This window comes from Rhizobium sp. P2_G9 (assembly GCF_056403475.1).
Map to the genome: position 1 here is coordinate 17,432 of NZ_JBFUFK010000039.1, position 24,896 is coordinate 42,327.

At 60.4% G+C, this 24,896-nt stretch carries 23 protein-coding genes and 1 pseudogene; 15 read left to right on the plus strand and 9 right to left on the minus strand.

Going from position 1 to position 24,896, the window contains the following annotated elements; all coding sequences use genetic code 11:
- Window positions 1-2: 2 nt before the first annotated feature.
- The 10 genes from AC1DYF_RS28275 to AC1DYF_RS28320 all read left to right on the plus strand — a co-directional run bounded on the left by AC1DYF_RS28275 (window position 3) and on the right by AC1DYF_RS28320 (window position 9,256).
- A complete protein-coding gene (locus tag AC1DYF_RS28275) occupies window positions 3-1,061 on the plus strand; it encodes an ABC transporter ATP-binding protein (RefSeq protein WP_477880645.1) in 1,059 nt (352 codons plus the stop codon).
- 13 nt (window positions 1,062-1,074) lie between these two features.
- On the plus strand, window positions 1,075-2,163 hold the full coding sequence (locus AC1DYF_RS28280) for a Gfo/Idh/MocA family protein (RefSeq protein WP_477880647.1): 1,089 nt from the start codon (window positions 1,075-1,077) through the stop codon (window positions 2,161-2,163).
- A gap of 26 nt (window positions 2,164-2,189) precedes the next feature.
- Window positions 2,190-3,104 (plus strand): sugar phosphate isomerase/epimerase family protein, encoded by a 915-nt coding sequence (locus AC1DYF_RS28285; RefSeq protein WP_477880649.1) that lies wholly within the window; start codon window positions 2,190-2,192, stop codon window positions 3,102-3,104.
- Window positions 3,105-3,405: 301 nt separating this feature from the next.
- The gene (locus AC1DYF_RS28290) at window positions 3,406-4,587 is read left to right on the plus strand and encodes an aldose 1-epimerase family protein (RefSeq protein WP_477880651.1); all 1,182 of its coding nucleotides are present in this window, start codon (window positions 3,406-3,408) and stop codon (window positions 4,585-4,587) included.
- The gene (locus tag AC1DYF_RS28295) at window positions 4,584-5,339 is read left to right on the plus strand and encodes an SDR family NAD(P)-dependent oxidoreductase (RefSeq protein WP_477880653.1); all 756 of its coding nucleotides are present in this window, start codon (window positions 4,584-4,586) and stop codon (window positions 5,337-5,339) included. The genes AC1DYF_RS28290 and AC1DYF_RS28295 overlap by 4 nt, the downstream gene beginning before the upstream one ends.
- A gap of 24 nt (window positions 5,340-5,363) precedes the next feature.
- Entirely contained in the window at window positions 5,364-6,557 is a 1,194-nt protein-coding gene (locus AC1DYF_RS28300) for a CaiB/BaiF CoA transferase family protein (protein WP_477880655.1), read from the plus strand.
- A gap of 2 nt (window positions 6,558-6,559) precedes the next feature.
- Window positions 6,560-7,696, plus strand: a complete 1,137-nt coding sequence (locus tag AC1DYF_RS28305) for an ABC transporter substrate-binding protein (protein ID WP_477880657.1) — start codon at window positions 6,560-6,562, stop codon at window positions 7,694-7,696.
- Window positions 7,697-7,707: 11 nt separating this feature from the next.
- Window positions 7,708-8,478 (plus strand): enoyl-CoA hydratase/isomerase family protein, encoded by a 771-nt coding sequence (locus tag AC1DYF_RS28310; RefSeq protein ID WP_477880659.1) that lies wholly within the window; start codon window positions 7,708-7,710, stop codon window positions 8,476-8,478.
- Window positions 8,479-8,609: 131 nt separating this feature from the next.
- Window positions 8,610-8,948 (plus strand): type II toxin-antitoxin system RelE/ParE family toxin, encoded by a 339-nt coding sequence (locus AC1DYF_RS28315; RefSeq protein WP_477880661.1) that lies wholly within the window; start codon window positions 8,610-8,612, stop codon window positions 8,946-8,948.
- Window positions 8,945-9,256, plus strand: a complete 312-nt coding sequence (locus tag AC1DYF_RS28320; protein WP_477880663.1) for an addiction module antidote protein — start codon at window positions 8,945-8,947, stop codon at window positions 9,254-9,256. Before AC1DYF_RS28315 ends, AC1DYF_RS28320 begins: the two co-directional genes overlap by 4 nt.
- Before the next feature lie 101 nt (window positions 9,257-9,357).
- On the opposite strand, the gene AC1DYF_RS28325 is transcribed toward AC1DYF_RS28320, so the two are convergent.
- From AC1DYF_RS28325 to AC1DYF_RS28335, 3 genes are all read right to left on the minus strand, one after another.
- On the minus strand, window positions 9,358-10,242 hold the full coding sequence (locus AC1DYF_RS28325; RefSeq protein WP_477880665.1) for an MBL fold metallo-hydrolase: 885 nt from the start codon (window positions 10,240-10,242) through the stop codon (window positions 9,358-9,360).
- A 325-nt stretch (window positions 10,243-10,567) separates the two neighbouring features.
- A complete protein-coding gene (locus tag AC1DYF_RS28330) occupies window positions 10,568-11,401 on the minus strand; it encodes a hypothetical protein (protein WP_477880667.1) in 834 nt (277 codons plus the stop codon).
- Window positions 11,388-11,522: a hypothetical protein gene (locus tag AC1DYF_RS28335; RefSeq protein WP_477880669.1), complete on the minus strand. Its 135-nt coding sequence runs from the start codon at window positions 11,520-11,522 to the stop codon at window positions 11,388-11,390. The genes AC1DYF_RS28330 and AC1DYF_RS28335 overlap by 14 nt, the downstream gene beginning before the upstream one ends.
- A 374-nt stretch (window positions 11,523-11,896) precedes the next feature.
- On the opposite strand from AC1DYF_RS28335, the gene AC1DYF_RS28340 reads away from it, so the two are divergent.
- Window positions 11,897-13,750 carry an ABC transporter ATP-binding protein gene (locus tag AC1DYF_RS28340; RefSeq protein WP_477880671.1) on the plus strand — a complete coding sequence of 618 codons (1,854 nt, stop codon included), beginning with the start codon at window positions 11,897-11,899 and terminating at the stop codon, window positions 13,748-13,750.
- 21 nt (window positions 13,751-13,771) lie between these two features.
- Entirely contained in the window at window positions 13,772-15,670 is a 1,899-nt protein-coding gene (locus AC1DYF_RS28345) for an ABC transporter ATP-binding protein (RefSeq protein WP_477880673.1), read from the plus strand.
- 51 nt (window positions 15,671-15,721) lie between these two features.
- Here AC1DYF_RS28345 and AC1DYF_RS28350 read toward each other — a convergent pair whose 3' ends face one another.
- On the minus strand, window positions 15,722-17,659 hold the full coding sequence (locus AC1DYF_RS28350; RefSeq protein ID WP_477880675.1) for a methyl-accepting chemotaxis protein: 1,938 nt from the start codon (window positions 17,657-17,659) through the stop codon (window positions 15,722-15,724).
- Between the two features lie 138 nt (window positions 17,660-17,797).
- Between AC1DYF_RS28350 and AC1DYF_RS28355 the strand changes: the two genes are divergently transcribed.
- The 3 genes and pseudogenes from AC1DYF_RS28355 to AC1DYF_RS28365 form a co-directional block, all read left to right on the plus strand.
- On the plus strand, window positions 17,798-18,214 hold the full coding sequence (locus tag AC1DYF_RS28355; protein WP_477880677.1) for a hypothetical protein: 417 nt from the start codon (window positions 17,798-17,800) through the stop codon (window positions 18,212-18,214).
- A gap of 16 nt (window positions 18,215-18,230) precedes the next feature.
- Window positions 18,231-20,306 (plus strand): carboxy terminal-processing peptidase, encoded by a 2,076-nt coding sequence (locus tag AC1DYF_RS28360; protein WP_477880679.1) that lies wholly within the window; start codon window positions 18,231-18,233, stop codon window positions 20,304-20,306.
- 208 nt (window positions 20,307-20,514) lie between these two features.
- A pseudogene (locus AC1DYF_RS28365) lies at window positions 20,515-21,099 on the plus strand (thiamine pyrophosphate-dependent enzyme); the annotation flags it as partial.
- Here the strand turns inward: AC1DYF_RS28365 and AC1DYF_RS28370 are convergent.
- The 5 genes from AC1DYF_RS28370 to AC1DYF_RS28390 form a co-directional block, all read right to left on the minus strand.
- Window positions 21,041-21,517, minus strand: a complete 477-nt coding sequence (locus AC1DYF_RS28370; protein ID WP_477880681.1) for a hypothetical protein — start codon at window positions 21,515-21,517, stop codon at window positions 21,041-21,043. The pseudogene AC1DYF_RS28365 and the gene AC1DYF_RS28370 sit on opposite strands and share 59 nt — an antisense overlap.
- Before the next feature lie 144 nt (window positions 21,518-21,661).
- Entirely contained in the window at window positions 21,662-22,243 is a 582-nt protein-coding gene (locus AC1DYF_RS28375; protein WP_477880683.1) for an ANTAR domain-containing response regulator, read from the minus strand.
- Window positions 22,244-22,257: 14 nt separating this feature from the next.
- Entirely contained in the window at window positions 22,258-23,430 is a 1,173-nt protein-coding gene (locus AC1DYF_RS28380) for a transporter substrate-binding domain-containing protein (protein WP_477880739.1), read from the minus strand.
- Window positions 23,397-24,758: an amidase gene (locus tag AC1DYF_RS28385; RefSeq protein WP_477880685.1), complete on the minus strand. Its 1,362-nt coding sequence runs from the start codon at window positions 24,756-24,758 to the stop codon at window positions 23,397-23,399. Before AC1DYF_RS28385 ends, AC1DYF_RS28380 begins: the two co-directional genes overlap by 34 nt.
- Complete coding sequence (locus AC1DYF_RS28390; RefSeq protein ID WP_477880687.1) at window positions 24,755-24,895, minus strand: hypothetical protein; 141 nt, start codon at window positions 24,893-24,895, stop codon at window positions 24,755-24,757. Before AC1DYF_RS28390 ends, AC1DYF_RS28385 begins: the two co-directional genes overlap by 4 nt.
- Window position 24,896: the final 1 nt, after the last annotated feature.

The following is a 24,896-nucleotide window of genomic DNA, read 5'->3' on the forward strand; positions in this document are numbered from 1 at the left end:
GCATGGCTGGTATCACGTTCCGCAATGTCAGCAAGCGTTTCGGCGACACGGTTGCCGTCAACAATGTCTCCTTCGACATCCGGGATAACGAGTTCTTCTGCCTGTTCGGCCCGCCACTCTCGGGTAAATCGACCATCCTGAAGATGATCCTCGGCCTGGAAACGCCCGACAGCGGCGAAATCCTGCTCGGCGGCAAGCCGGTCAACGCTATCGGTCCGGCCGAGCGCAATGTCGCCATGGTCTTCCAGAACCTGGCGCTCTTTCCGCATATGAAGGCGCTCGACAATGTCCGCTTTCCGCTCGTCGAGCGGAAGGTGCCGGAAGACAAGATCAAGGCGCGCGTCGCCGAAGTGTCGGAAAAGCTGCATATCGGCCATCTCCTGCACAAGCTGCCGGCGCATCTCTCCGGTGGCGAACGGCAACGCGTCGCCATTGCCCGTGCGCTCGTGCGCGATCCCGCCGCCTATCTGATGGACGATCCGATCTCGGCCTTGGACGCCCGGCTGCGCGAGGAAACCCGCGTCGAGCTGAAGCGCATCCAGCGCGAGCTCGGCCATACAATGGTCTATGTCACCCACGACCAGGAAGAGGCGATGTCGATCGCCGACCGCATAGCGATCCTGGAAGAGGGCAGCATCCGCCAGACCGGCCAGCCGTCGGAAATCTACGACCATCCCGCCAGCCAATATGTCGCGCGCCTCCTCGGCTCCCCAGCAATCAATCTGCTCGACCTCGTCGGTACGACGGCGGGGGAGGGGACAATCCAGCTGGGCAGCGTGCCGGATGGCGCCAGCGGCATCGGCATCCGCCCGGAGGATCTGAAGGCCGAGCCCTGGGGCGAGGGCAGGACCGGTGCGCCAGCCACGGTCTATGAAGTCGAACCACTCGGCGGCTTCACCGTCGTCACGCTTTCGGCCGGTGACAAAAAGCTCAGGTCGCTGATGCGCGGCCAGCCGCAGATTGCCGTGGACTCCAAGGTCGCCCTGACCTGCGATCCGCGCCACGTGCATTTTTTCAAGCCGGACGGACAGGTGCTCGCGCCCGCCACAGCCGGAGCATAGGGAGGAGGAGAACATGGCAGACGCCAAGGGTTTCAAGCCGGATGTCGACGTCCGGGTCAGGGAATACAGGATCGGCGCGATCGGCGCCGGCATGATCATGGCCGAGTGCCATCTCGCCGCCTATAAGGAAGCAGGTTTCCCGGTCGTGGCGATCGCCTCGCGCACCAGGGCCAATGCCGCCAAGGTGGCCGTGCGCTGGGGCATCCCGAAGGTCCACGACACGCCGGAAGAACTGATCAAGGACACCAATGTCGACATCGTCGACCTGGCTTTCCCGCCGGACCAGCAGCCGGCTTTGATCCGCGCTGCGCTGAAGGAGCCGCACATCAAGGCTATCCTGGCGCAGAAGCCGCTGGCGCTGTCGCTCGACGAAGCCAGGAAGCTGCGCGACGAAGCCAAGGCCGCCGGCAAGATCCTGTCGGTCAACCAGAACATGCGCTACGACCAGTCGATGCAGGTGCTGAAGCAGATCCTCGACAAGGGCGAGCTCGGCGATATCGTCATGGCAACGATCGACATGCGCGCGATCCCGCACTGGCAGACATTCCTCGAAGAATTCGACCGGCTGACGCTGTCGAACATGAGCGTCCATCATCTCGACGTGCTGCGCTTCCTGTTCGGCGATCCCGAAGAAATCTACTGCGCCACCCGCACCGATCCGCGCACAAAGTTCAAGCACAAGGACGGCATCACCGTCTCGACTATCAAGTTTCCCGGCAACGTGCTGGCCGTGTCGATGGAAGACGTCTGGGCCGGCCCGCGCGAGGAAGGCTTCGATAGCGAGTTCTATATCCACTGGCGCGTCGAGGGCACCGATGGCGTGGCGCATGGCTCGATCGGCTGGCCGAATGGCGCCGCTTCGACGCTCACCTATGCCTCGAAGAAAACCACGGGCGGCAAATGGGTCACGCCGACCTGGGAGACGATGTGGTTCCCGCATGCCTTCATCGGCGTGATGGAGCAGCTGCAATATGCCGTCAAAAGCGGCACGACACCGGTGCTCAACGTCGCCGACAACGTCAAGACCATGGCGCTCGTCGAAGCGGGCTATCGCTCCATGGACGAGGGCCGGGCCATCAAACTTTCCGAAATCGCAATCTGAGACATCATAAAGGGAGGATTACCGCCATGATGCAGACTGGTATTTTCACCGCCTATTTCCCCTACACGCTGAAGGAAACCGCCGAAAAGATCCGCGGGCTGAACTTCAACACCGTCCAGCTCGACATGCACTTTAGGGATATCGACCTCAGCGCCGGCCAGATCACGCCGGAGAAGTGCAAGACGATCCGCGACACGTTCCGCGACCACAACCTGCCGATCTGCTGCATTTCCGGCTATACCAACATCATCCATCCGGACAAGGAAGAGCGCGCCCGCCGCGTCGGCTACCTCAAGGAAATCATCAAGCACGCCCAATATCTCGGCACGCCCTATGTGATCTCCGAAACCGGCACCTACAACACCGAATCCGACTGGGTACACCACCCGAAGAACAAGACGGAAGAGGGTTTCGAGGAATGCCGCAAGGTCATCGCCGACCTCTCGCAGTTCGCCTATGACCACGGCGCGATGTTCCTGCTCGAAACCTATGTCAACAATGTCGTCGGCTCGGTCGAAGAGACGGTCAAGATGTTCGCCCAAGTTGATCATCCCGGTCTCGGCCTGCTGATGGACCCGACCAACTATTTCGAGACCCACAATATCGACGACATGGACAAGATCCTGCACCAGGTGTTCGACACGCTGCAGGACAAGATCAAGATCGGCCATGCCAAGGACGTCAAGCGCTCCGGCACAGACAAGACCGAGAAGCATGCCGATATCGGTGATGCGGACGCGTCCGAAAGCCATACGTTCCGCGGCGTCGGCGAAATCGAACTGCCAGCTCCGGGGTTGGGCTCGCTGAACTATGATCTTTATCTGAAGCTGCTGTCGAAGAAGCACCCGAACATTCCGGTGATCATCGAGCACCTGGAAGAGTCTGATGTGCCGCGCGCCAAGCAGTTTTTGGATGGCAAGCTGCGGGCGAACGGGCTCTAAGGGTAGCGGGGGAGTTTGTGATACCCCCCTCTGTCCTGCCGGACATCTCCCCCTCAAGGGGGGAGATTGGCCAGTGGCATGCTTGGTGCCACAATCATATGCTGAGCCAAGGTTTGGAGCAGAATTGGACGGTAGTTTGAGGCGCGACAGTGCCCCATCCAATCTCCCCCCTTGAGGGGGAGATGCCCGGCAGGGCAGAGGGGGGTGCCTTTGTGATGCCGTCAAATGGAATGAAATACTGGGCGGCCGGACACAAATCTGACCGCCCGCCTGGACAACAGGTTCACAAGGAAGTTGAGACATGGTGGAGTTATACGGCGGCCAGAGATCGCGGCGTGATCTTGCGGCCCATGCGGGATCGTTTTCGCAATTTGCCGGCGTGCGGCTGATGACGCTCGGCGACGGGGTCGAGCGCGGCATCCGCATGCTGGAATTCAGGAGCGGCACCGGGCTCAGATTCACCGTGCTGATCGACCGTGCCTTCGACATTGCCGAATGCGACTATCGCGGCATGGCGATCGGCTGGAATTCGCCGTCCGGTTTCAAGCATCCGGGCCTGCTCGAATATGAAGGCGAGGGCGGCCTGGCCTGGATGCGAGCCTTTTCCGGCCTGATGATCACCTGCGGCCTAGACCATATTCTCTTCATGTATGACGAGCCGGCCGGGCATTTCGTCTATGGGCCGCGCAAGACGGTCAGCCATTCGCTGCATGGCCGCGTCGCGACGATCCCCGCGACCCTCAACGGCTATGGCGAGCGCTGGGACGGCGACGAATTGTATCTCTGGGCCGAAGGTTCTGTCATGCAGGGCACGGTATTCGGCGAGCATCTGGAAATGATCCGCCGCATAGAGATCAAGGCCGGCACCAACGACATCAGGATTTCCGACCGCGTCATCAATCGCGGCTTCTACCGCACGCCGCACATGTTCTGCTACCACATCAATGTCGGCCACCCGGTGCTGGCCGAAGGCTCGCGCTATGTCGCGCCGGTCAAGGACGTGGTCTGGGCTGCCCATGCGGGCGCCGATTATCGCAAGCAAGGTGTCGGCTATCGCAGCATGCCGAAGCCGCGGCTCAATTTCCATGAACAGGTCTGGCAGCACGAAATGGCGACCGAAGCCAATGGCGAAGTGCCGGTCATGCTGGTCAACGACGCGCTGGGCATCGGCTTCGAGGTCATCACCCACAAGGACCAGTTCCCCTGCATGTATGAATGGCAGAACCTGCAGTCCGGACAGTACGCGCTCGGCATCGAGCCCTCGACCAATCACGTGTTCGGCAAGAAATATGCCGACGAGCATGGCGAGCTGATCTGGCTCGAACATGGCGACGAGCGCCACTACGACACCGTCTTCCGCATCCTCGGCAGCAAGGAGGATATTGTTCGGGAAGAGAAGCGCATCCGCGCACTCTCCTCCCAGCCAGACGAGGACTATCCCGAGCCGTCGGGCAAGCATCTGCCGATCGGAGGCAGGGTATGATCGACATGACCGGCAAGACGATCCTCTACACCGGCGGCGCTGGTGGCCTGGGGCTCGAGACCACCATGCATTTCCTCGATGCCGGCGCCCGTGTCGTCGTCATCGACCGCGACCGGGCGAAAATGAAGGCGCTGGCCGAGGCCGCAAAGGCCCATCACGCGGAAAAGCTGCTGATCGTCGATTTCGATCTCTCCGACCTTTCGGGCCTGCGTATCAAGCTGGCCGAGATCCAGGCCTCGTTCGGCGGCTTCGACGTGGTGATCAACAATGCTGCCATCTATCCCTCCAAGCCTTTCGAGGAATTCACCGTCGAGGAGCACCAAGCGGTGCAGCGCATCAATGTCGATGCCGGCATTGTCTGCGTGCAGGCGGCGCTGCCGCATATGAAGACGAACAATTGGGGCCGGATCATCAACATCGCCAGCGTCACCTTCTACGGTGGCTGGGCGCTGCTGGCACCCTACGTCCAGTCGAAAGGTGCGCTTGTGGGTCTGGCGCGCGCCTGGGCGCGGGAATTCGGCCCCTTCGGCATCACCGCCAATGCGGTCTCGCCGGGTGCCTTTCCGACCGATGCCGAAAAGATCCATCCGGACCCGGAAGGCTACACCAAACATGTGCTCGACCATCAGGCCGTCAAATTCCGCGGCAGCCCTGCCGACATCGCCAATGCGCTGATGTTCCTCGCCTCCGACAACGCCCGCTTCATTACCGGCCAGACGCTGAATGTCGACGGCGGCTGGATCATGCATTGAATTTTTGAAACAAGGACGAAGATTATGGGAATTCTGACTGGCTATCGCGTGCTGGATTGCTCGATCGCCATGGCCGGGCCGTTTGCCGCGCAGCGGCTGGGCGATCTCGGTGCCGATGTGGTCAAAGTCGAGCCGGTGACCGGCGAGTGGCAGCGGCATGTCGCCGCCGGCGGCGCCACCGGCAACAAGGTCAACGTCTCCTTCCTGTCGCTCAACCGCAACAAGCGCTCGCTGGCCATCGACCTCAAAAACCCCGAGGGCAAGCAGGTGCTGCTCGACCTCGTCAAGACCGCAGACGTCTTCCTGCAGAACTACCGCCCGGGCGTCGCCCAGCGGCTGGGCGTAGACTATGAATCGCTTAGCAAGATCAACCCGAAGATCATCTATGTCTCGATGTCGGGCTACGGCGAATCCGGCCCCTATATGAACTGGCCGGGCCAGGACCTCGTGCTGCAGGGCCTTTCCGGCGCCATGCTCTCCGCCGGTCGCGAAGGCGAGCCACCAACGGCCGCGGGGCAATATCTGGTCGACGCGATTACCGCCTACACCGCCTTCGAGGGCGTGCTGGCAGCACTTCTGCATCGCGAGCGCACGGGCGAAGGCCAGCTCGTGCAGGTCAACATGCTCGATGCGATCACCACGATCCAGATGCAGGAACTGTCCGTGCATACGGTCGGCGGTAAACAGCAGAAGCGCTCGGCCGAGCCGCACGCGCATGTCTTCATCCGCGCACCCTATGGCGCCTTTGCTACCACCGACGGCTTTATCATCATTGCCTTCCCCAAGCTCAAGACGCTGGGCGAGGTCATCGGCGAGGACAGCTTCCTCACCATGAGTGACGAGGTCGACACCTGGACCAAGCGCGACGAGATTTTTGCCAAGACCCGTGACAAGATCAAGACCAAGAGCACGGCTGAATGGCTCGCAGCGCTGCGGACCGCTGACATCTGGTGCGGTCCGGTCTACGGTTATGCCGATCTGGTCAAGGACCCGCAGATCGTCCACAACGGCACTTTCGTCGAATATGACCATCCGACCGAAGGCCATGTGAAGACGCCGGGCTTCCCGATCAAGTTCTCCAAGACGCCTTCGACCGTCGATCGCGGCGCGCCGCAGACCGGCGAGCACACCGTCGATATCCTGCACGAGGCGGGCTATGACAAAGCGGCGATCGAGAAACTCCAGGCATCGGGCGCCGTCGGCGTGCTGAAGGCGTAATCATGCGGCAATACAAAGCTCTGACCTGGGACCACCCACGTGGTTACAACGCGCTTGCCGCCGCCTCGGATAAGGCGCGGGCCGAGGGGCTGGTCGGCATCGCCTGGGACAAGCAGTCGCTCGAAGGCTTCGAATCCCACCCGATCGCCGACCTCTGCGCCCGCTATGATCTCGTCGTGCTCGACCACCCGCATGTCGGCGAGGCGGTGGCGCAGGCCTGCCTGCGGCCGCTGGAGGAAGTGTTCGGCATCGACATGCTGGAAGAGATCGGCCGCGCCACGATCGGCCCTTGCTTGAAAAGCTATCGCTATGCCGGCGCACACTGGGCGCTGCCACTCGATGCTGCGACACAGGTGATGGCGACACGACCTGATCTGATCGAGGGCGAGGCGCCGGAAACGTGGGATGAGGTCGAGGACCTGTCGGCCTCCACCGGCAAAGTGGCGCTGTCGCTCGCCGGCCCGCATGCCGCCCTGAGTTTCCTGTCGATCTGCGCTGCCTTCGGGGAAGACGCAGGGCCGGAGGGCAATGTCAATCTGATTACCGAGGACACCGGCATCCGCGTCTTCGAACTGATGCAGCGGCTCGCCAACAAGAGCCCGATGGGTGTCAGGGCGCTCAACCCGATCGGCATTCTCGGCCACATGGCAAGAAATGATGACGTGGCGCTCTGCCCGCTGATCTACGGCTATGTGAATTATTCCGCCCCGGAAAACGGCCATCGCGTCGCCTTCCGCAATGCACCGCGCGACACGCACGCCGGCCGGCCGGGCTCGACGCTCGGCGGCACCGGCATCGGCATCTCCAAGCGTTGTGAGATCACGCCGGAGCTCAAGCAGCACCTGCTCTGGCTGATGGGCGAGGATGCGCAGGCGAATTTCATCCCCAGCCATGACGGCCAGCCGTCGCGGCGCTCGGCCTGGCATTATCCTGCGGTCAACGAACGCTGGGGCAATTTCTACGCCGACACCGCCGATACGCTGGAAGCGGCCTATGTCCGGCCACGCTTCGACGGCTATATTGCCTTCCAGATCAAGGCGTCGGCCTTCCTGCGAGACGCTCTCGACAACCATATGCCGGCGCGCGAGACGGTGCAGGCACTCAATACGCTCTACCGCACCAGCCTGCCGAAGATTTGAGGAGTGGTCGCATGACCGAAGATATCCGTTTCGAGATCGAAGACGACATCGCCGTCATCACGCTCAACCGGCCGCAAAAGCTCAATGCCGTAACGCCGGAAATGGCCGACGCCATCGTCGAGGCAGTTCAGACCTGCAATGACAGCGACACGATCCGCTGCGTCATCGTCACCGGCGCCGGCGAGCGCGCGTTCTGCGCCGGTTCCGACATCAAGGAGCTCGACACCTACGAAACGCCCTGGGAATTCCGCAACCGGCCTGACTATTGCGACGCCATCCGCGCGCTGCTGAAACCCACCATCTGCGCCGTCAACGGCTATGCCTTCGGCGGTGGCCTGGAGACCTCGCTCTCCTGCGATATCCGCATCGCGTCGGAAAACGCCCAGTTCGCCGCGCCCGAAATCAAGCTCGGCTGGATCGGCGGCGGCGGCATGGCGGCGCAGCTGGCGCATTCGATCGGCATGTCGAACGCCGCCCTGATGATCATGACCGGCGACCCGATCCCGGCATCCAAGGCACTTGCCTGGGGCCTAGTGAGCGATGTCGTGCCCTCCGCCGAACTGATGGACAAAGCCCGCTCGATCGCCAAGACCATCGCCTCGCGCGCACCCATCGCCGCCGAGACGGCGAAGGCCAATCTCAAGGCCGCACACGCAATGCCTTTGGAAAAGGCGATCGAATACGAGCGCGATCTACAGACAATCTGCTTTGCGACCGCTGACGCGGCCGAGGGCAGGGCGGCGTTTAAGGAAAAGCGCCAGCCGGTATTCCGGCGGCGGTAAGGCTCGTCATCCATCCTCACGCCAACTTGCGACCGGCGACCCCACATGGAATTGCCGGCACCTAGCAGCATTGCCTATCTGTTTCTAGAAAAAACTTGTAATATAGTGTCTCTCATGAGAGACACTATATTATGAGCCATTACGAGGTCATCGCTTTTGAAACGGCGGACGGAAAATCCCCGTTTCAGGATTGGTATGACGGCATCAAAGACAACAAGGCAAAGATCATCATTCTTGCCAGGCTTGGGCGAGCAGCCGAAGGCAACTTTGGGGATTGGAAATCGATCATTGGTGCCAAGGGTTTATTCGAGATGCGCATTCCATACGGTCAGGGATTTCGCGTTTATTACTCAGTGATGGATGGGAAAATCGTGCTGTTGCTGGCAGGTTCGACGAAGCACGATCAGGATCGAGCCATCGCGAAGGCTCGGGAATATCTTGAGGAAGCAAACAGGAGGCTAAAGTCATGACCCGTCTTGGTAGACCGTTTGATTTCAGCTCACGTGACGAATTGCTGCGCGATCCTGAGAACGCAGCTCTCTATCTGGCGGAGTTCCTTGAAAGCGGTGATATGAAGCTATTCCAGGAGGGTCTGCGTCATGTGGCAAAGGCTCAGGAGGGCGGCGTCCGCGCGGTCGCCGAGCAGGCAGATCTCGGCAGGGCCAATCTCTATAAGGCCTTGTCAAGAAGCGGTAACCCGCAAATGGTTACTGTCAGCAAGATGCTGGCCGCTTTGGGCCTCAAACTCACAGTTGCGCCGACGCACGAGGAAACCTGAGCACAGCGCGCTGTCGGCGCACCGATAACACCCATTTTGATCGGGCCTCATCGCATTCATGCGTTCGTTGAGTGAAGCGGCTTACCCACCCGCCCTTCAGCTCACTGCGCCGTCAACGTCGGCGCCCAGCGGAAATGGTCGCCGTCAGCCTCGACATGGCCGACGCCTGGGAAAGGGAAGTGCGGCGTGAACACCATTTCCTGGCTTTTCGCCAGTCGATTCAGGATCTTCAGCCGGCTCTTTTCCGCCTTCGCGTGATCACCATCGAAGGCAACGTCCCATTTCGGCTCGGCGAGCGAAACAACCGAGCTATGCACGGTGTCGCCGATGTCGATCAGCTTCTCCTTGCCCGAAACGATCTGGTAGCCGACATGGCCCGGCGTATGGCCGGGCAGGGCGACAGAGGTGATGCCGGGCACCACTTCCGCGCCGGCCTTGAACGGCTTGACCTTGTCCGAAATCGCCTTGACCAGATCGGCTATGTTGCTCTGGCCCTGAAGATATTTCCACTCGGCGCGCGACATGCGGATCGTGGCGTTCGGGAAAGCGAGCTTACCATCCTTGACGAGGCCGCCGACATGGTCGGGATGCGAATGGGTGATCAGGATATCCGTCACCGCTTCGGGCTTGGTGCCGGAAAGTGCGAGGCTCTGCTGCAGGGCGCCACCGATACCGGTATCGATCAGCACGACCCGCTTGTCGGACTTGACCAGCAGCGCATCGACACTGAGCGTCACCACATTGGTCGGCTCGCCGGCGGCTTTCAGCAGATCGGCCACGGCCTCCGGCTTCTGCCCGACACCAAACGTCTTGCCGTCATTGGCAGGGGTGAACTGCGCATCATGAAGGGAAACGAGATCGAGCGAGCCGACCTTGAAAGCCTTGGCTTCCGGCTGCTGCGCCGGCATCTGGGCGTAGGCTATGCCCTGGAAAGCGAGAAAACCAAGGGCTGCGGCAAGGGCGAGAGAGGGCTTGAACGCGGACATACGGGTTCGTCCTTTCGATCGAGGGAGCCAGATGTGTTGCGATAAACTTATGAAGCTACGAAAAGCTAGATATCACAGCGGGTTCGGCCCCGCCATCCTACTCACTTGATTGTGAAAATCCCTGTGACGTCAGCGACGGTCAGGGCAGAGGCAATGAGCTTCATAGTCTCCATGCTATGAGTCAAACAGGCGCACTCTCGACAAATGGCGGTTCAGTTGTTGTTCGTAGCTGCGCAAGAACCGACAGAGCAGCGCAGGGAGTTGTTTTTCAAGGCTCGTTGGTGCCCGTTTGAATATCAGAGCTGTGAAAACGCGTTTACGGGCTTCATATGCGCTCCAAGATTGGCAAATCTGCCAAACTGCCGTCCACCTTCCACCACCCCCGTCCGAACTCCTTCAGCTCGTCTGGCGTTTTGAATAGAAACTTGCCCCAAGTGCGAAATTCGACTGGGGGCAGTCCCGGCCGCGTCGGCAGTGTGCTGATAATCCTGTTGCGCAGGGCAAAGGTATCACAAACCACAAGAACCCGCGCTGGCTTCCCCCCTTGTTCGACGCCTACCGCTTCATCCAATGTGTTGCCCATAGCATTCAACACATAAGATTCGAGCTGCTCAATCGGGTGCATCGAGCCGCTCTCGCTGTCTTGGCTGCAAAACACTTCGACGATGTAGACACGGCGGTTTCCGGCGGGGTCACGCATGTCGAGAACGGCGTCTGCGTTCGGCGTTCTGTCGAGGAGCTGAAGGCGCGTGCGGGAAGATTCCATGCCGGTCCGGAACTCTGGCACGGCCTGCCCCGTTTGCCGCGCCCAGGCGTCGGCCGCTATCAGCGTGGAAACCGTCAACGTGTGGTGTGCGATATGCGCCACCGAGAGCTTGCTGCTGTCTGGAACCGTCACCGGCTCCCCGGTCGCGTCCTCAATCAGGCGAGCGCCGGACCTGGAAAGCCAGTGTATATCGGGCAGACGGTCCGCGGTCGGTCCGAGGCGGAATTCTTGCCGCATGACATATCCGGCCGTCACCAGCTCGCCCAGGCGAAACTGCACGGTCTGTTGATCCCCGGCTACGGTATCGAGCAGCTGCGCCATGGTGAGAAAGCGATATCGCGCCAGGCAGTCTAAGATGCGGTCGGCTACGATGCTGGTACTAATCAAGTTCACGGCTGAACGTCTCCAACGGCGTTGCGGTTGCTCCGGCCGATCCGGATGGCGGTTCATCCTCAATCGGCCGGTCGTAGCGGTATTGGAGCATTTTGAGAACAATCTTCTCGCTGTCCAGCATCTCATGCTCATGCCCGTCACTGCAGAATGTGTCTGCAAAAGGCACGTGGACCCCGAACCCCATTTCGCGTAAATCGCTGCTATCGATACCGCACCATTTCACTATCGCCGGGACCATTGGCCTGCCGCCGATAGTGAGAACACCTCCGTTCGCTAGAACCGCGTTTTGCACGTCCCATTCACCACAACAGCCCACCAACAATCAACCAAGCCAACTCGCCAGACATTTCCCTCATGGATAGTATTTTCATCCAAATACAATCTAAGAATTTAGCCAGGATAAAATTGACAAATATACGAATTGGGCGCTGTTGAACACGGAATCGTCGTCTTTCCGGATCATGTTGCAAACATACACACCATTGGAATCACAGCGTGAGCAGCGATACGTCAGTTCGCGCGGCGAGGCATTCGGCTTCGCGTGCGCATGTCCATGCAGCGGGCTGGGGCAGGGGCCTCTATACGCTGGTCAGAATCACCGTCATGGCCTTCCGCCACCCCTGGCAGTCGGGTTTCGCCATCGGCGCCACGCTGGTCGCCTCAACTTTCYAGCTGATGATCCCGCGGCTCCTCGGCCATGCCGTCGACCAGACGCAGGGCGTGATAGCCGGCGGCGCGGCGGGGCAGGCAGCTGAGGCCGCGTTGCTGACCACGGCGCTGCTGCTGCTCGGCGCGAGCGTGCTGCGCGGCCTGTTCACCATGGTGCAGAACTATTACAGCGAGGCGGTCGGCCACCATATCGGCTACGAGCTCAGGCTCGCCTGTTATGAGAAGATCCAGCGGCTGTCCTTCAGCTTTCACGACACCGTGCATTCCGGCGACCTGATCACGGTGGGACTGCTCGATCTCGAAGGTGTGCGGATGTATTTCTCCACCGCGCTGGTCCGGACGATCCTGCTCTCCATCCTGATCGGCATCGGCGCCTATATGCTGTTGACCACCGACCTGGTGCTCGGCTTGCTGGCGCTGAGCTTCGTGCCCTTCGTCGCCTGGCGGTCATCCATCACCCAGCTCCGGCTGCGCGCCACCTGGCTCGACCTGCAGGAACGGCTCTCGGTGCTGACCCGGGTGATGGAAGAAAATCTCGGCGGCATCCGGGTCGTCCGCGCCTTTGCCGCACAGGCTCACGAACTTGAGAAATTCGAGGCGGCGTCGAAACACGCGCTATCGCTGGCGCATGACCGCGTCGGCATCCGCGTTGCCAATACCAGCGCCATGACCTTCTCCTTCTTCGCAGCCATGGGTCTGGTGGTCTGGGTCGGCGGCGGTAAGGTCGTGGCGGGCGAGATCACCGTCGGCACGCTCGCATCGTTCCTGACCTTCATGACCATCCTGCAAATGCCGGTGCGGCAGCTCGGGCTGATGGTCAACGCCTTCGCCCGCGCGTCAACCTGCGGCACGCGTCTGTTCAATCTGCTCGATCTGGAAATCGCCGTCCGCGACGCGCCTGATGCGAACGACCTGAAGGTCGGCGAGGGGACCTTGCGCTTCGAACATGTCGATTTTGCTTATCCGAGCGCCGACCAGCGCCCAGTGTTGAAAGACCTGAGCTTCGAGGCACGGCGAGGCGAGACGATCGGCATTGTCGGCCCACCCGGCAGCGRCAAGTCGACCATCGCGCATCTGATCCCACGCTTCTACGACGCCACCGGTGGCCGGATCACCATAGACGGGCAGGATATCCGCGACGTGACGCTGAAGTCGTTGCGTCGGTCGGTCGCCGTGGTGCAGCAGGATTCCTTCCTGTTCACCACCACGATCGAAAACAACATCGCCTATGGCGACCCCTGGGCGAAGGAGCCGCGTATCGAGCGCGCCAGCGAAAGTGCCCAGCTGCACAATTACGTCCTTGGCCTTCCGACCGGTTACGGCACCGTGGTCGGCGAGCGCGGCGTGTCGCTCTCCGGCGGCCAGCGCCAGCGCCTGTCGATCGCCCGCGCCCTGATGCTGAAACCGGCGGTGATGGTGTTCGACGATTCGACGGCGGCGATCGACGCGGCCACCGAACAACGCATCCGCGCCGCGATGCGCAAATATGCCGCCGACCGCGTGACGATCATCGTCGCCCATCGGCTGAGCTCCTTGATGCATGCCGACCAGATCCTGTTCGTCGAGGATGGCCGCATTGTCGAGCGCGGCACGCATGACGAATTGCTGGCCGCCGGCGGCCGCTACCGGGCGCTTTACGATCTGCAAGTGCGGCCCGGCGACGACGCCTTGAGCGCTTAAGGCAAGGGGGAAGGGACCAGCATGGCCGAGGAACAGGAAACCGAACGCAGCGATGTCCGCGAGGACGGCCGCCGCCCGCCTCGCGCGGTGGTCGGCTCGCACCGCATCGAAGAGGAGATATTCGGCAACGCGTTCGACAGCAATATCGTCAAGCGCATCTGGGCCTTCGTCAGCCCCTACAGGCGACAGGTGGCCTGGTCGGTGGTCGCCGTGCTCACCTTCACGGCGATGCAGCTCCTGATCCCGCTGATCATCCGCTATGCGATCGACCACGGCATGCGGCCGGGGGGCGACCACAGGACGCTCACCTATGCGGCGATAGCCTTTGGGGTGGCGATCCTGATCAATTATGCCGCAAGCTATGCCCAGGAAACGCTGGTTGGCGGCGTTGCCGAAGAGGTACTGTTCGACATCCGCAAGGCAATGTTTGCCCATCTGCAGCGCGTCTCGCTGTCTTTCATGGACAAGACCGAGGTCGGCCGGCTGATGTCGCGGCTGCAAGGCGATGTCAATTCGATGCAGGAATTCCTCGAAACTTCGGTGCTTTCGGTCGGCGACATCACCCTGCTGATCGGCATCGTCTTCGTCATGCTGTCGCTCGACTTCAAGCTCGGGCTTTTGACACTCTCCGTGCTGCCGGTCCTGTTCGTCGTCCGCCTGTTCTGGCTACCCCTGGCGCGCAAATCGTTCATGGCAGCACACGAGACCAATTCGGTCGCCAATGGCGCACTGGCGGAAGCCATCCATGGCGTCCGCGCCGTGCAGAGCATGCATCGGCAGGAGGTCAACTTCACCCTTTACGATGACAAAGCGCATGCCAATCTCCGCGCCCATCTCACGGCAGCGCGCTATGCGCAGGTCATGGTGCCGATCGTCGACACGCTGACTGGCGTCGCCATGGCGCTGGTGATCGTCATCGGCGGCGCGCGCGTCCTCGGACAGGCTCTCGACGTCGGCGTGCTGGTCGCCTTCCTGTTCTATATCCAGCGCTTCTTCGACCCGATCCGGTCGCTGACGCTGCAATATTCGGTGATGCAGCGCGCCATGGCCTCGGGCCATCGGCTGACCGAAGTGCTGGATGTGCCGATCAGCGTCAAGGATGCGCCGGATGCCAAGCCGCTGTCGCGCGACATGGACGGCTCCGTCGAGTTCAAGGATGTTGTCTTCGGCTACGACCCCGCACATCCGATCCTCAAGCATGTCAGTTTTCGGGTGAATCCGGGAGAAACTGTGGCACTTGTCGGGCCGACAGGCTCGGGCAAGTCGAGCTGCATGTCGCTGATCCACCGTTTCTACGATGTGCAGCAGGGCGAGGTCCTGGTCGGCGGACATGACGTGCGCGATGTCACGCAGGATTCACTCGGCGAGCAGATCGCCATGGTGCTGCAGGAGCCGTTCCTGTTCACCGGCACAGTGTTCGAGAACATCCGTTACCACAAGGCGGATGCGACGCGCGATCAGGTGATCGAGGCGGCCAAGGCAGTTGGCGCACACGACTTCATCATGCGCCTGCCCGAGGGCTATGACAGCATGCTTGGCGAGCGCGGCGGCAATCTTTCGCTCGGCCAGAGGCAACTGCTGAGCTTCGCCCGCGCGCTGGTCGCCGACGCGAAGATCCTCGTGCTCGACGAGGCGACGGCGAATATCGACAGCTATACGGAAATGCTGATCCAGAAGGCGCTGGTCAAGCTGCTCGAAAGCCGCACCGGCCTGGTGATCGCCCATCGCCTCGCAACGATCCGCGAAGCCGACCGCATCATCGTGCTGCAGAACGGCGAGCTGATCGAAAGCGGCAACCATGCGCAGTTGATGAAGAACCGTAAGCTCTATGCCAAACTCTACAACATGAACTACGCATCATTCGACGATATCCCGGCCGACATATTGGAAGGGACGGCGGCTGGGGGGTCGGCGACCTGACGGCGCTGCGAGCGCGCGCCGTCAGAACAGCGTCAGATAGATGTTTGGCGTTTAAAACTCTTCCCAACTGTCCTTGGCGATCGCTGTATTTCCCTGCACGGCTGGTGCGCGGCGCGGCGCAGCCGACTGCAAGGGCGGGCGGGCTGAGCTGCTGGCCATCGTTCTCGCCATGGTGCGAAGCGCTGCGGACGGCTTGGACGCCGAGACCTCGAGCTTGAACTGGCCGACAAGCTCGCGAAGCTTTTGAGCCTCTTGCGCCAGCGAGGCGGCCGCCGCAGTCGACTGTTCCACCATGGCTGCGTTCTGCTGTGTGGTCTGGTCCATCTGGTTGATGGCAATATTGACTTCGCCCAGCCCGACGGACTGCTCTTTCGCAGATGTCGCAATCGAATCCATATGCTGGTTGATCTGGGCAATGAATGTGCCGATCGACTTCAGGGCTTCGCCGGTGTCGCGCACCAGTTTGACGCCGCTTTCCACTTCCTTCGAGGAATTCTGGATCAGCCCCTTTATCTCCTTGGCCGCGGTGGCGGAGCGTTGAGCAAGCTCGCGGACTTCCTGGGCGACGACGGCGAAACCCTTGCCTGCCTCGCCGGCGCGTGCCGCTTCCACACCGGCATTCAGGGCGAGCAAATTGGTCTGGAATGCGATTTCATCGATCACGCCGATAATATTGGAGATCTGTTGTGACGAGCTCTCAATGCGACCCATGGCCTCTTCGGCATGCGCAACCACTTCCGCGGATTTGACGGCGCTCCGGTTCGCCTCGGTGGCGACAATACGTGCTTCTTCGGTTCGCTTGCTGGAGTTCGAGACATTCGCAGTTATCTCTTCCAGGGCAGCAGCCGTCTCTTCAAGCGATGCTGCCTGTTGTTCGGTGCGCTTCGACAGATCGCTCGCGCCCGAGGAAATTTCCCGTGTCCCATCATCCATCGTGGTGATGCTTTGGGAAATCGCCCCGAGTGCCGTGCCGAGTTGCGTGATGGATTGGTTGAAGTCGTGGCGCAGCGCCTCGAAATCGGGAGCGAAGGCCTCAGTGAGCTGAAAGGCGAGATCGCCGGCAGCCAGCTGCCTTAACCCCCCGGCGAAGCCCGAAGTGGCAATTCGCAGGCGTTCGGTCGCATCGGCCTCTGCCTGTTGCTGGGTGGCGGCGCGATCGGCGTCTGCCTGCTTCCGGCTGTTCTCCGCTTCCATTTCCATCCGCTTATTTGCGATTGCGGCTTGACGAAAAACCTCTACCGCTGCCGCCATCGATCCGATTTCGTCGGCGCGGCCGGCAAATGGAATATCAGAGCTGCTGTCTCCTTCAGCAAGTCGCCGCATGGCGGCGGTAATCAGGCTGATGGGATTGGCAATGCTCTTCAGCACGAAGGCAATTGCGCCGAGAACGACCAAGCCAGCAATGCCAATCGCGACAAACAGATCGAACTCTACGGAGGCGTAGGTCGTCCTGCTGAGCTGATCAGCCTCTTTGCTGCCCTCGACGTTCAGGTCCACCAAGGCCATCGTGAGCTCTTTCAGCTTGTCTGAAAACGTGCGCATCTCCCCGCCGAGGTATTTTCCGGCTTCTCCGGTTTTGTTGGCATGCGACAGGGCCAGGAGTTTCGGAGCACAGCCGATATAACCTTGGACGCTTGCTTTGATCCCATTGATCAATTCACGCTCCCGATCCGACGACGCGAGCGAGGCGTAGGCATCTATCGCATTGCGCAGTGTATCCTCTGCCTTTACGATGGCCTCTTCGCGGATTTTTTTGTCCGCTTCCGATTGTGCAATGATGTGATCGCGGTAGGCGACGCGCAAATTCGCCATGCTGAAGTTGATGAAGCGCGAAGCCTGCGCACTCGGCAGCCAGTGATTGGCGATCTCTTCGGTAGAGCCGTTTGTTTTTCTGAGACCATCGATTGCGAGATATGCGATGAGACCGAAAAGAACGGCTACACCACAAAATATCACCAGCAGACTGGACTTTATGTTTGGACGGCGCATTGAAGGACCTCCTGGAATCCGACACCACGCGGATTGGTATGAAGGTTTATAACGAAAACAATTTAATGATTTTGCCTATCCGCGTTTCGGGCGCGTGGCCATCGACGAGGTCCCGGATGGATCAAACGACGGATTCGCATGCTGGATCGGTGCGCCGGGGCGCATCGCGAGAGCCGGAAGCCCAGCGAAGCAGTCTATGATTCTTTCGCCGATGATGGCTTGCTTTACTCTTCAAGTCCGACGGCAGCCGAACGCATTGCAATCTATGACCGCGCTGTCGGTGTGAAGCTGAGCGCTTCTCCGACAGTCGAATTGGTCGAACAAGCGGAGCTGATTCCCGCCGTGCAGTCGCCAGGATATCGGTCCGGGCGGCGCGATAGCAGGAGCTTCGCCAGCTATTTTCAACGCTTTGGCAGGGTCTGCAGCTCGATTCTCAAGGCGTGGCAGCGATTTGAACGCCAGTTTGAACGATCTGGGTTGGCACAGCACTTGTCTGCCGTTACTAAAAAAACATATTTGTCACGCCAATTTCCTGCAGATGACTCGACATTGTAAATAGGATCGAAGCTGAATGCGTACACGTTATGGTTTGCTTGGTGTGTTCCTGGCAATTGCACCGTCGGCATATGCTCTGGACGCGGGATCGCCGCCTGTCTTGGTGCCGCTACATGCGCAGGCGCAAGCCGCCGACCTGAGTGCACAATTTCTTGCGCGATACAGCTACAGGCCCGTTCCGCTGGACGATGCCCTGTCGGCTAAAATCATGGACCGGTTCATCAAGTCCCTGGATCCGGACCGAATGATATTTCTGCAGGCCGACATCGATAGTTTCATGGCCAACAGCGCCAGGATTGACGATGCCATCAAGGCAGAAGACCTGCAGATCCCGTTTTCAATTTTCAACACCTATGACCGGCGCACTGTCGACCGAATGAATTATGCGCGAAACCTGTTGACGCAGAACTTTGATTTCAATGTGAAGGAAGACTACTCCCTTCTGCGCGACAAAGGCCCCTGGCTGCAAACGCAAGCCGAAAGCGATGACCTCTGGCGCAAACGCGTCAAAGGTGACTGGCTGCGGTTGAAACTGGCCGGCAAGACTGACGCGGTCATTCGCGATATCCTCGACAAACGCTATCAAACCTCGCTCGAGCGCGCTTACCAGTCCAAAAGCGAGGACGTATTCGAGCTATTCATGGAGGCCTTCACGACGACCGTCGATCCGCACACGGACTATTTCGGCGCGCGAGCTTCGGCAGAATTCGATATTTCCATGAAGCTTTCCCTGGTCGGCATCGGAGCCGTGTTGCAGGAACGCAATGACTACACGACGGTCCGCGAGCTCGTTCCCGGTGGCCCGGCGCAGCTGTCCGGCAAGCTTTCGGTCGGAGACCGTATCGTCGGCGTCGGTCAAGGCAAGGACGGTGCGATCAAGGAAGTCGTGGGCATGCGGCTCGATGAAATCGTGCAGATGATACGGGGCGCGAAGCAGTCCATCGTACGCCTGGACATCCTGCCGGCGGATGTCGGGCCAGATGGCGGTCATCATTTGATAAGCCTGACGCGCGACAAAATCAGCCTGGAAAAGCAGGCCGCCAAGAAGGACATCCTGTCCGTGAAGGATGGAGATGCCACGCGCAAAATCGGTGTGATCACTCTGCCGGGTTTCTATGAGGATTTCGAAGCCATGCGAAATGGCGAAAAGAATTATAGAAGCGCAAGCCGCGACGTCGCCAAGCTTCTGGGTGAACTGAAGCAGGACAATGTCGACGGCGTTCTGATCGACTTGCGCAATAATGGCGGTGGTTCGCTGACCGAGGCGATTAATCTGACGGGCCTGTTCGTCGGCAAAGGCCCGGTGGTTCAGCAGCGCGATTCCGACGGCAAGATAAAAGTGGAAAGCGACAACCTTGCAAAGCCGGCCTGGACAGGTCCGGTCGCAGTCTTGATCAATCGCGGCTCTGCTTCGGCTTCCGAGATTTTTGCCGCAGCGATCCAGGACTATGGCCGGGGCTTGATCATCGGCGAACCCAGTTTTGGCAAGGGCACAGTGCAGACCGTGGTCGATCTCGACCAGGTGGTCCATAACAGCAAACCGGAATTCGGCGAGCTGAAATTGACGGTTGCGCAGTTCTTCCGTGTGAACGGTGGTACGACACAGTTGCGCGGCGTGACGCCCGATATCAGCTTGCCAGGATATTTCGACCCCAAGAGCTTTGGCGAGACGAGCTATGACAATGCGCTGCCGTGGACGCAGATCAAACCCGCAAACTACAAGCCAACCGGTGATATAGCGGCATTGCTGCCGCAACTGCAAAGCCGCCATGACGCGCGCGCGCAGAAAGATCCGGATTTCCAACAGATTGTCGAAGACATCGCCAAATTGAAGGCGCAACGCGAAAAAGGTGTCGTGTCCCTTAACGAGGCCGAACGTCGAAATGAGTTGACCGCCCAGGCAAATCGTCTCCAGGCGGGCAAGCAGACAAATGATGACGTGGACCTTGGCGACGACGACGGCATGCGATCAGATGAGCGCAGCCTCAAGGCTGATCTCGCCATCGAAAACGCCCGTCACAAAATAAAGGACGTCTTGCTGAACGAAGCCGCCGCGATTCTCGTCGATGATGCGGGTTTGCAAAAGCCCTAGCCGAGGCCGTCGCATAAGAAGCGCAAAACTCGGCGGAAATGTCATGTCGACAGCAGGCCGTCACGCACGTTGCTGTTGAGAAATTGAATAAATCGGCCCTTGAACTGCATTGCATGTTCATGTGCGATTCGTTCCGCCGCTTCTGTGTCCCGGGCGCGTATTGCGTCTCACAGTGGTCAGCCCCAAGTTTCATAGCGTTCATTTCAGCGTCCAGATGGGCGACGTCATGGCGTGGCTGCGATCCCACCTTCCGGCGGACGCGATCCTGACGACCGGCGCCGGCAACTATTCGGCCTGGGCGCATCGCTTCTACCAGTATCGCACATTCCGCACCCAGCTCGGACCAACGAACGGCTCGATGGGCTATGGCGTGCCCGCGGCGATCGCCGCCAAGCTCACCGACCGCGACCGTACCGTCGTTGCCTTCGCCGGCGACGGCTGCTTCCTCATGAACGGGCAGGAAATCGCGACAGCGATGCAATACGACGCCCGCGTGATCTTCCTCGTCATCAACAACGGCATGTATGGCACGATCCGGATGCACCAGGAGCGGAACTATCCGGGCCGTGTGTCGGGCACGATGCTCACCAATCCCGATTTCGCATCGCTGGCCAGGTCCTATGGACTGCATGGCGAAACCGTGGAGGCAACCGATCAATTCGCCCCCGCCTTCGAACGCGCCCAGGCCTCGGGAAAGCCCGCTCTCATCGAGATCCGGATCGATCCCGAGGCTCTCACGCCGAAGATGAGCCTGTCGCAGATACGCGAACAGGCAAAAGCGCGGGGGAAATGAAATGTGCAGGCGCTGGGAGAAACGCCACCGCCGCCCGCGTTTGAGATGACGTTTTCTTCTTCGCGATGGGCAGGTGAGATGCACCGGCTGGCGATCTGGCTTTCCTGGCCGATGGCGAACGCTCAACCTCTTTGGAGCGCTCGCTGTCGATCCAGCGCGTGATTGCTTCGAGGCCGGCTTGCAGATTCATCTTGAGTCCTGCTGTCAACTCGCCATCGAGGCCGCATGCATCGGAAACGGATTGCCAATCGATGCGGCCCGTTCGCATGGGTGGGTGCTTGCGATAGATGACCAAGCTGGTGAGGTACGGCCTGATATTCTCCAACGCTCGCCTGGACACGATCGGTGCGATGCGCACATCGCAGAAGTCGGAAATCTTGCGCTGGAAATGAAGAGACGATGTTGTTTGGGGTTTCATGGCACTCTTGAGTTCGGATTCTCTGCCGGCATCAATGCCGGGCGTGGCCTGCTAAGGCCATCCGGTAAACGAAGCCTGAATCGACCACAGATTTTTCCTCGAAGAGGAGAGGGGAGAAGCGACAAAAATCGACGTCCCTGACGATCAGACGCCACTCGACGCGATGACCGCAGCTGCCACGGATGCGATCGTCACGTTCGAATTCTGCGCCTTGTCCCGCAGCCGCCGATAGGCCTCGTCTTCCGATATCTGGCGCGTCTCGCACAATATGGCGACCGCCTTTTCGACGATACGACGGGACTTGAGTGTCTCATCCAGGTTGCGGATACGCTGCTTCAGCCGATTTTCGTGGTTGGCGAGGCCGATCGCTGTCGTCAGGGCTGCCAATATGCCGAAGATACGAATGGGTTTCGAGATCACGCCATGCGCGTTGACGCGCTGCAATTCCCCCAGGATTTCCGGCGTTTCGAAGGCGATGATGGCAATGCGGGCGATCGCCTGTGCGCTCGACATCCACGACAGCGATCGGTCGCCCTGGTTGCGGTTGAGGAGAAACAGAACCACGTCAATATTGTCGGGCAGGCTATCCGGCGGAGGCCAACGACACTCGACCGTGCAGCCGACGCGCTTGAGATGCGCGAGCAGGATCTCGCGTTCGGAATCTTCAGGGTGAATGACGAGCATCCGCACGCGGCGCAATTGCCGCAGCAGGCTTCCATTATCCACTTGAAGACTGTCGTTCATACCGGAACACGCTGGCCAATCGATCGGTCATAGGCAACCAGATAGGGGTCGGCTCTCACCAGGTGCGGACCGCGCCAGACCACTTCGAACGCGCCGTCCTCGTTCGACAAGCCGACCAGCGGCCGCAGCAGAAAATGGTTCGTGTCCGCGTCCAACATCGCCTCGCCGCCCGGGCTTTTGAACACGATTTCGGGGAGGGCCGCAAGTACGGCCTGGCTGTCTGTCGTGCCTAATCGGGCCACGGCCTCGGCGTAGACATGCAATTGCGTGTAACAGACCTCCGAATATACGCCCGGGCAGCAGCGCTCGCCGAAGCGCCGGGCGAAGCTGTCCCGGAACGTCCTGTTGTCGGGCAGATCGAGTGTACCGAAATAGGGCAGGACCGACAGGTGTCCTTTCCGGGCGGCGGCCGACATCCTGGCGAGCTCGGATTCGGTGGTCGTGAGCGATGCGATGGGCGGCATCCCTCCGTCATCAAGCTGTGCATGACACTCGTAGAGCCGCACGCTCTCGTCCCCGACCGTCGTTGAAATGATGGCGTGGACGCCTTGGTCTTTGATCGATTGCAGGAATGGGGCGAACTCTCCCGGCAGCGTGCCGAACTCAAAATATTTCGGCCCCATGATCCTGCCGCCGCTGTCGGCGACGAATTCCATCACGATACGATTGATTTCCCGGGCGTAAAGCGTGTCGGAGCCGATGAGCGCGATGTGCTCGCCGCAGTTCGCGAAGACATATTCGAGCAAGGGCACGATGACCTGGTTCGGCACCGCGCCGCCATAGATCACATTGGGCGAATATTCGAAGCCTTCGTAGACGGACGGATAGAACAGGATGCCATTGAAGCGCTCGACGACCGGCAGGACGGCTTTGCGGCTGGTCGAGAGGCAACATCCGAAGATCGCATCGACGCGGTGCTTCAGCAGGAGTTCGGTTGCGAGTTGCGCATAGCGCTGATCGCTGCCGGCTGGATCGAGAATGATCGGCTCGATCATCCGTCCGCCGGCTCCCCCGGCTGAATTGATCTCCTCGCAGGCAAGAAGAATGCCTTGCAGATGCGCGTTTTCGCTGACCGCCATCGGGCCACTTTGTGAAAACAGGACGCCGACTTTGATTGTCTCCATTGTCTTGATCCCTAGGCCTTTCGTTCGAGTTTCTTGTCGATCCATTCGGCGACGGCGAGAAGGGCCTCGTCCTTGCCAGGCCTGCCCATCAACATCATGCCGACGGGCATCAGACCGCGCGCGCGCGGGATTGGAATCGAAATGCAGGGAAAGCCCGCGAGATTTCCGATCCAGCAGAACCATGTCATGCTGTCCTGCGTCGTGACCCGACGGCCGGAGAATTCCTGCCAGTCCTCTCCTTCCCGCGGAGCCACCACGGGCAGCGTCGGCAGGACAAGCGCATCCCAATCCCCGAGAGTTTTCGTCAGCGTTTCCACGAGATGACGGCGGATGCGCTGTGCCTTGACCAGGTCGAGACCGGTCAACATGCTGCCCGCTGCCAAATGTGCCCGCGTGACCGTCGAATAGGCGCCTAGGTCAGCCTCATTCCTCTGCATGTGATAGGCCGAGGCTTCGCAATGCAGAATGGCTTCCCATGCCGCGAAATAACTGTCTATGTGGTCGAGTGCGCGCTCTTGCACCGAGGCATCTGACGCACCCAATGCCGACCGTAACGTGGCGTCTACCTCGTCGGATCGCTCAAATCCGGAGCCGACAAGATGGATCAAACGTGGTCTCTCCGCGGGAGGCACCTCTCCGAAGGGAGCCGCGCCGCGCGTTGCCGGATCATGGGCATCCTGACCGAAAAAATACGGCAGGATCAGGGATATGTCGGCGAGCATCGCCGTCATCGGCCCGGGCGCATCCAGGGACCAGCTCAGCGGCAGGATCCCATGGCGCGACGCCCGGCCATAGCTCGGCTTGAACCCATAGATCCCACAGGCCGCCGAGGGAATGCGGACGGAACCGCCGGTATCGCTTCCGAGTGCTGCGGCAACGATGCCCGCAGCCACCGCAGCGCCCGAACCGCCGCTGCTGCCACCGGTGATCCGGCCCTTGTCGTTGGGATTGCGGGTCGGGCCGAAGCTCGACGTGCTGTTGGTCGCACCATAGGCCCATTCGTGCATATTGGTCTTGCCCAACACCACGGCGCCGGCGCGCCGGAGATTGGCAACCACGGTCGCATCCTGTCGCGTCGGCTCGGATGGCAGGGCATTCGAGCAAGCGGTGGTTGGATAGTCGATGGTCAGATAATTGTCCTTCACCGCGATCGGAATACCATCGATCAGGGAGAGCGGCCGTCCCAGCCGCCGTCGCTCGTCCGCCGCCTTGGCCTGTCGCATGACAATTGGCTCGTCTATGGCGACGAAGGCGTTCAGATCCGAAAACGCCTTGGCACGGCCAAGCGCAGCTTCGGCCAGGGAGGATGCAGTCCGGCTGCCGTCAGCCAAGGCTGCGATCTGGCAAGACATGGATTGAGGCGCAGTGATCATGAGCGATCCTCGGCCACGAAGCCATGTGCCGGCTCGGGCAATTGCAATGTGAATTTCCTCAGCCCGCCGCGGATACGCTTGAGCGTCGCCTCGATCATTTTCAGTTGCTCGTCGGTCAGTTCGTTTTGACGGTTCATG

Excerpts from the sequence above, each read along its gene's own strand:
- AC1DYF_RS28300 (WP_477880655.1), top strand. The coding sequence starts at position 5,364 with ATGGGAATTCTGACTGGCTATCGCGTGCTGGATTGCTCGATCGCCATG.
- AC1DYF_RS28320 (WP_477880663.1), top strand. The coding sequence starts at position 8,945 with ATGACCCGTCTTGGTAGACCGTTTGATTTCAGCTCACGTGACGAATTG.
- AC1DYF_RS28315 (WP_477880661.1), top strand. The coding sequence starts at position 8,610 with ATGAGCCATTACGAGGTCATCGCTTTTGAAACGGCGGACGGAAAATCC.
- AC1DYF_RS28325 (WP_477880665.1), bottom strand. The coding sequence starts at position 10,242 with ATGTCCGCGTTCAAGCCCTCTCTCGCCCTTGCCGCAGCCCTTGGTTTT.
- AC1DYF_RS28355 (WP_477880677.1), top strand. The coding sequence starts at position 17,798 with ATGCTGGATCGGTGCGCCGGGGCGCATCGCGAGAGCCGGAAGCCCAGC.
- AC1DYF_RS28335 (WP_477880669.1), bottom strand. The coding sequence starts at position 11,522 with ATGCTGGACAGCGAGAAGATTGTTCTCAAAATGCTCCAATACCGCTAC.
- AC1DYF_RS28275 (WP_477880645.1), top strand. The coding sequence starts at position 3 with ATGGCTGGTATCACGTTCCGCAATGTCAGCAAGCGTTTCGGCGACACG.
- AC1DYF_RS28360 (WP_477880679.1), top strand. The coding sequence starts at position 18,231 with ATGCGTACACGTTATGGTTTGCTTGGTGTGTTCCTGGCAATTGCACCG.
- AC1DYF_RS28385 (WP_477880685.1), bottom strand. The coding sequence starts at position 24,758 with ATGATCACTGCGCCTCAATCCATGTCTTGCCAGATCGCAGCCTTGGCT.
- AC1DYF_RS28295 (WP_477880653.1), top strand. The coding sequence starts at position 4,584 with ATGATCGACATGACCGGCAAGACGATCCTCTACACCGGCGGCGCTGGT.
- AC1DYF_RS28310 (WP_477880659.1), top strand. The coding sequence starts at position 7,708 with ATGACCGAAGATATCCGTTTCGAGATCGAAGACGACATCGCCGTCATC.
- AC1DYF_RS28285 (WP_477880649.1), top strand. The coding sequence starts at position 2,190 with ATGATGCAGACTGGTATTTTCACCGCCTATTTCCCCTACACGCTGAAG.
- AC1DYF_RS28370 (WP_477880681.1), bottom strand. The coding sequence starts at position 21,517 with ATGAAACCCCAAACAACATCGTCTCTTCATTTCCAGCGCAAGATTTCC.
- AC1DYF_RS28280 (WP_477880647.1), top strand. The coding sequence starts at position 1,075 with ATGGCAGACGCCAAGGGTTTCAAGCCGGATGTCGACGTCCGGGTCAGG.
- AC1DYF_RS28290 (WP_477880651.1), top strand. The coding sequence starts at position 3,406 with ATGGTGGAGTTATACGGCGGCCAGAGATCGCGGCGTGATCTTGCGGCC.
- AC1DYF_RS28345 (WP_477880673.1), top strand. The coding sequence starts at position 13,772 with ATGGCCGAGGAACAGGAAACCGAACGCAGCGATGTCCGCGAGGACGGC.
- AC1DYF_RS28380 (WP_477880739.1), bottom strand. The coding sequence starts at position 23,430 with ATGGATCGACAAGAAACTCGAACGAAAGGCCTAGGGATCAAGACAATG.
- AC1DYF_RS28390 (WP_477880687.1), bottom strand. The coding sequence starts at position 24,895 with ATGAACCGTCAAAACGAACTGACCGACGAGCAACTGAAAATGATCGAG.
- AC1DYF_RS28350 (WP_477880675.1), bottom strand. The coding sequence starts at position 17,659 with ATGCGCCGTCCAAACATAAAGTCCAGTCTGCTGGTGATATTTTGTGGT.
- AC1DYF_RS28305 (WP_477880657.1), top strand. The coding sequence starts at position 6,560 with ATGCGGCAATACAAAGCTCTGACCTGGGACCACCCACGTGGTTACAAC.